The organism is Ideonella azotifigens (assembly GCF_006519715.1).
In the GTDB taxonomy this organism is placed as follows: Bacteria; Pseudomonadota; Gammaproteobacteria; order Burkholderiales; family Burkholderiaceae_C; genus Ideonella; species Ideonella azotifigens.
In genome coordinates this window covers 1-4,046 of record NZ_VIDT01000514.1, presented here as the reverse complement: position 1 = coordinate 4,046, position 4,046 = coordinate 1, and the positions used below count along the sequence as shown (strand labels likewise).

Here is a 4,046-nt window from a genome sequence, read left to right as displayed (position 1 = left end):
ACCGCAAGCTTGGTCAGCGTGCCCGCCACCGGCGCGGCCACCAGCACGTAGTCGCCCTCCACGTAGCCCGACCAACCGGCCGGCGGCGGCTTCTGGCAGCCCGTCAACAGCAGCGCCAGCGCCGCCGTTGCGCCAATGGATCTCGGATCAAACCTTGTCATCGGGCGAACCCTCCTCGGTTGCGCACAGTGCCGCCAGCGCCAGGTCCACGCGCTGCGCCAGCGCCGCGTCGCTCACCACCTGCGCTGCCAGCTGCTCGCCCAGCACACCCGGCACCACGCCAATGTGCAAGGCGCCGGATGCCACCAGCAACGGCGCATTGACCGAGCCCATCAGGAACGCAAACGCCTGCATCGGCAACACTCCGGGCTTCAGCGCGACCTCGCCCAGCAGGCGCATCACCAGCCCCAGGTGGCGCGGCGCATTGGCCTGCAGAAAGCTGTGCACCACCGGCTCGCCCTGGGCCGCATCCATCAGCAGCCGCGCAATCAGCGCCCGGTGCTCGCGCAGGAACCCCGCCAGCGCCAGCAGGGCCGTGCGCAGCCGGTGCCTTGCTGTCCCCTCAGCCGCACTGCCCGCGCTCATCTGCGCAAACAACTGCTCGTAGCACTGCTGCAGCACAGCCCTCAGGAACGCCTGCTTGCTGCCGAAGTGGTAATGCACCATCGCCGGCTGCGTGCCCGCATGTTCTGCCACCTTTCGCAGCGACAAGCCCGCGCACCCCACCTGCGGATACAGCGCCAGCCCGCTCTGCAGCAAAGCTTGGTCAACGGCTTGGGACGGGCGTGGCATGGGGCATTATTGGCCGAGTGTTCAGTAATTCAAAGTCCGGATGGCTGGGCGGGGGATGCGGCACCCGACGGCTCCGTTGCTCTGCATCTGCAGGGCGCCTGCAGCATCAAGGGTTGATCGCCGAGTGACCGTCGCAGCGGGCATGGCAGGTTGCCGCGCTGCTAAACTCCTTCCATTGGCGCCGATTTGTTCCGGATTGCGGGCGCCGGGAAGCCGAGGGGCCGTCCCGAAGAAATGCCGCTAAAGAGGGACGCCCCGACCCAACAGTCACCCGGTGTCCGCTTCTTGTGCGGTGCCGGGTGTTCTTGTTTTGGGGTTTGCAACATGGCTTCGCTGGGCGTCGTCACACCGCAGCAAATGCATTTCGAGCAGCCGCTGCCGCTGCAAAGCGGCGCGCAGCTGGCCGACTACACGCTGGTCTACGAGACCTACGGCACACTGAATGCCGCACGCAGCAATGCGGTGCTGGTCTGCCATGCGCTGAATGCCTCGCACCACGTGGCGGGGCTGCATGCGGGCGAGCCCAAAAGCGAGGGTTGGTGGGACAACATGATCGGGCCCGGCAAGCCGCTGGACACCGACAAGTTCTTCGTCATCGGCATCAACAACCCCGGCTCCTGCTTCGGCTCGACCGGGCCGATGCACACCGACCCGAACCCGGCGAAAAACGGTCAGCCGTATGGCGCCGACTTTCCTGTCGTCACCGTGGAAGACTGGGTGGACGCGCAGGCGCGGTTGATCGCGAACCTGGGCATCACGCAGTTGGCGGCCGTGCTTGGTGGCAGCCTGGGCGGCATGCAGGCGCTGGCCTGGACGCTGCGCTACCCGGAGCGCCTGCGCCACTGCGTGGCGGTGGCCACGGCGCCCAACCTGTCGGCGCAGAACATCGCCTTCAACGAGGTGGCGCGGCGCGCCATCGTGACCGACCCGGATTTCCACGGCGGCCACTTCTATGCCCGCGGCGTGGTGCCCAAGCGCGGCCTGCGCGTGGCCCGCATGATCGGCCACATCACCTACCTGAGCGACGACTCGATGGAGGCCAAGTTCGGCCGCGAGCTGCGCAACGGCGCGCCCAGCTACAGCACGCAGGACATCGAGTTCCAGATCGAGAGCTACCTGCGCCACCAGGGCGACAAGTTCAGCGACTATTTCGACGCCAACACCTACCTGCTGATCACCCGCGCGCTGGACTATTTCGATCCGGCCCGTACGCATGCCGGCGACCTGACGCGGGCGTTTGCGGTGGCGCGCGAAAAGAAGTTCCTCTTGGTCAGCTTCACGACCGACTGGCGCTTCTCGCCGGCCCGTTCGCGCGAGATCGTCAAGGCATTGGTGGACAACCGAGTGGACCTGAGTTACGCCGAGATTGCTGCGCCGCATGGCCACGACGCCTTCCTGCTCGAAGACCCGCGCTACCACGGCGTGATGCGGGCGTATTTCGAGCGCATCGCGGCCGAGACCGCGAACGTGCCGCTTCAGGTCAAGGGGTTTGCAGCATGAGTGAACGAAAAGACTTGGAGGTCATTGCGAGCCTGGTACCCGAAGGCGCGCGCGTGCTCGACCTGGGCTGCGGCACCGGCGAGCTGCTGGCCTACCTGCAGCAGCATCGCGGCTGCAGCGGCTACGGCATCGAGCTGGACGACGCCAATGTGCTGGCCTGTGCGCAGCGCGGCGTCAACGTGATCCAGCTGAACCTGGAAGAAGGCCTGGACCTGTTCGACGACCGCAGCTTCGACGTGGTGCTGCAGCTCGAAACCCTGCAGCACCTGCGCAATGCCGAGCGCATGCTGCGCGAGACGGCGCGCGTGGGCCGCATCGGCATCGTCAGCTTCCCGAACTTCGCCCACTGGCCGAACCGGCTCAGCGTGGTGCGCGGCCGCATGCCGGTGACACGCGCGCTGCCCTACGAGTGGTACGACACGCCGAACATCCGGGTTGGCACTTTGGCCGACTTCGAGGTGCTGGCGCGCAAGAACGGGCTGAACATCGAGGACAGCTTCGGGTTGCAGGGCGGGCGCGTCGTGCGGCGCTGGCCCAACCTGCGAGCCAGCGTCGCGGTGTTCAAGTTCTCGAAGTAGCGCTCGCCGCGAAAGGCGAGCGCGGCGTTCAGAACCCGACCTTCACGCCCAGGCTGTACTGGTCGACGTCCTGATGGTCGGAGAAAGCATCGAAGCGGTAGCGGTTCCATTCGCCGCGCAGCGCCACCTGCTTGCTCAGGTCGTACTGCACGCCGGCGCCCAGCTTCAGGCCGTTGCCGTGGTCGTCGCCCGCGGTGGTCTTCAGGTTCGCGCCGGCGTAGCCGAGGCGGCCCAGCAGCGAGAAGCGTTCGCCGATCGGCAGCGTGCCCACCGCATCCAGGTAGCCGCCCTGGGCCTTGGCCGAGGTGCTGAGGCCGTCGACGTCGCCCTTCAGGCGGCCCAGGTTCATGTAGCCTGCTTCCAGTGACCAGTTCGGCGTGAACGAATAGCCGCCGTAGAGGTTCACGCCCACGCCCTGGTTGTCGCCATCGCTGCCGTTGACAGGCCCGTGCCACTGCGGCACCGCCAGGCTGCCACCGAGGTACAGACCCTCGGCACGAGAGCTGGCGGCAAAGCCCAGCGCTGCAAGCCCGAGCAAGGCCACGCCGAGTTGCGCGGCACGCCGACCGCGGCGCCGCGTCACCAGCGGCAGCACTTGCGGCTGGCCGGGGCGAGATGCCGCCGAGCCGGCAGGCAGGCCTTGGGCCGCAACACGGGAACGGGAGAAGAAGCGAGTCATGTGATGCCTTTCTGTATTGCACAGCCGGGTGGCTGCGAAGCGCGGTGCCTGCGAGGCGAGATCGTTGCGGGCCTCGGTTTTTTGGCACTGCCGTGAGATAGACCTGCGGGCAAACCCGGATGTTCCGTTGCTGGGCGTAAAGAAGCCTGAAGTGAAAGCGGATGTCAGACGAAGCCTGCGTTTGCAAGCGTGCCCCGGCTTTTGCCGCTTCAGGCACCTGGCTTGCCGGGACCTGCTTTTGGCTTCGCAGGTCGCGCCCTGTGCGGGTGAACGCCAAGGGCCTGTGCGTTGGCGCCTCGTAGACTGCCTCGATGAGCACCCTCCCAGAATTCCTCGCGCCGGCCTGGCGCAGCCCGGACGGCCTGAACCTGCAGCGTTACCGATGGCAGCCCACAGGCCCGGCGCGCGGGCAACTGCTGATCGTGCACGGCCTGGGCGAACACGCCGGCCGTTACCAGGCGCTGGCGCAGGCCCTGGCCGGCGAGGGCTGGCAGGTG

At 67.2% G+C, this 4,046-nt stretch carries 5 protein-coding genes; 3 read left to right on the top strand and 2 right to left on the bottom strand.

Annotation, left to right across the window (positions count from 1 at the left end; genetic code table 11):
• Nucleotides 1–147 precede the first annotated feature (147 nt).
• Nucleotides 148–792 carry a TetR/AcrR family transcriptional regulator gene (locus tag FKP22_RS23105; RefSeq protein ID WP_141290023.1) on the bottom strand — a complete coding sequence of 215 codons (645 nt, stop codon included), beginning with the start codon at nt 790–792 and terminating at the stop codon, nt 148–150.
• Nucleotides 793–1,116: 324 nt separating this feature from the next.
• On the opposite strand from FKP22_RS23105, the gene metX reads away from it, so the two are divergent.
• Together metX and metW are read left to right on the top strand one after the other, a co-directional pair.
• A complete protein-coding gene (metX, locus tag FKP22_RS23100; protein ID WP_141290022.1) occupies nt 1,117–2,292 on the top strand; it encodes a homoserine O-succinyltransferase MetX in 1,176 nt (391 codons plus the stop codon).
• Nucleotides 2,289–2,870 (top strand): methionine biosynthesis protein MetW, encoded by a 582-nt coding sequence (gene metW / locus FKP22_RS23095; RefSeq protein WP_141290021.1) that lies wholly within the window; start codon nt 2,289–2,291, stop codon nt 2,868–2,870. The genes metX and metW overlap by 4 nt, the downstream gene beginning before the upstream one ends.
• A 28-nt stretch (nt 2,871–2,898) precedes the next feature.
• On the opposite strand, the gene FKP22_RS23090 is transcribed toward metW, so the two are convergent.
• A complete protein-coding gene (locus FKP22_RS23090) occupies nt 2,899–3,549 on the bottom strand; it encodes a porin family protein (RefSeq protein WP_141290020.1) in 651 nt (216 codons plus the stop codon).
• A 311-nt stretch (nt 3,550–3,860) separates the two neighbouring features.
• On the opposite strand from FKP22_RS23090, the gene FKP22_RS23085 reads away from it, so the two are divergent.
• The coding region (locus FKP22_RS23085) for an alpha/beta hydrolase (RefSeq protein WP_211361538.1) at nt 3,861–4,046 on the top strand (186 nt) is incomplete at its 3' end.

What these genes read in the sequence shown, in the direction of transcription:
- FKP22_RS23090 (WP_141290020.1), bottom strand. Translation starts at nt 3,549, where the DNA reads ATGACTCGCTTCTTCTCCCGTTCCCGTGTTGCGGCCCAAGGCCTGCCT.
- FKP22_RS23105 (WP_141290023.1), bottom strand. Translation starts at nt 792, where the DNA reads ATGCCACGCCCGTCCCAAGCCGTTGACCAAGCTTTGCTGCAGAGCGGG.
- metW (WP_141290021.1), top strand. Translation starts at nt 2,289, where the DNA reads ATGAGTGAACGAAAAGACTTGGAGGTCATTGCGAGCCTGGTACCCGAA.
- metX (WP_141290022.1), top strand. Translation starts at nt 1,117, where the DNA reads ATGGCTTCGCTGGGCGTCGTCACACCGCAGCAAATGCATTTCGAGCAG.